This is a genomic window from Psychrobacter sp. 1Y4 (assembly GCF_051847555.1).
This window is the reverse complement of the sequence record NZ_JBPYDE010000563.1, coordinates 1-703: the sequence shown is the minus strand read 5'-3', so window position 1 is coordinate 703 and position 703 is coordinate 1. Positions and strand designations below refer to the sequence as shown.

Below are 703 nucleotides of genomic sequence, written 5' to 3'. Positions count from 1 at the left end.
AGGACGAGCTTGTTTGAGATTCTTAATATTTTTATAAGGCATCTCAAACTCATAGCGATCTGACGCTTCTTCTAGTATCATACGAAGAAGTATCATGATCTGATTGATTCGTGCTACTGACAGACTTGACTGACCATCTTTACCGTAACGAACTTTGGCGAGAGAGCTACGGAAGGTCAGCAGGTCTGATTTTTTATGGCATGTACCGCTTTGCCACCAAACGCAGGTAATAAGTACTTATTTAGAATAATCTTTGTCTTTTGCCGATAGCTCGGCCGCCATTCAATTTTCTTTTCCTCGTAAAAAATCTCTGCAAACTGCCCAAAGGTTGGATTACGACTGATACAAGCTTCTGCTCTATCAGCCAATGCCGTCATCTCCTGTGCTCGTTCACTCTTGGGAAAGTAAGCGGCATAGTCGAAAATACCTAGAGTGATTTCTGCTTCCATTTTTTCGATAATTTTAGCCAGCTTCTTTCGATTAGCTGGAGTGTCTGTGAGATTGGTTGTCTCACGGCAACGCATATTCATATATCGAAAATCTACGAATAGCTTGCCACGTCTTGATCTTATTGAGGCCATTATTTGACTCCTTGTTTAAATGAAACTTACTGTAAAGCCATACCGTTGATGGCACTCATAACCGGCTTGCACATATCTTCTTCGATACGCTCCCATACGTACAAAATCTTGCGACCGCCAAA

Annotated in this window: 1 pseudogene; it reads right to left on the bottom strand. The window is 41.7% G+C overall.

From position 1 onward, the window contains the following. A pseudogene (locus tag ACS8FC_RS17575) lies at nt 1-581 on the bottom strand (Arm DNA-binding domain-containing protein); the annotation flags it as partial. Nucleotides 582-703 lie beyond the last annotated feature (122 nt).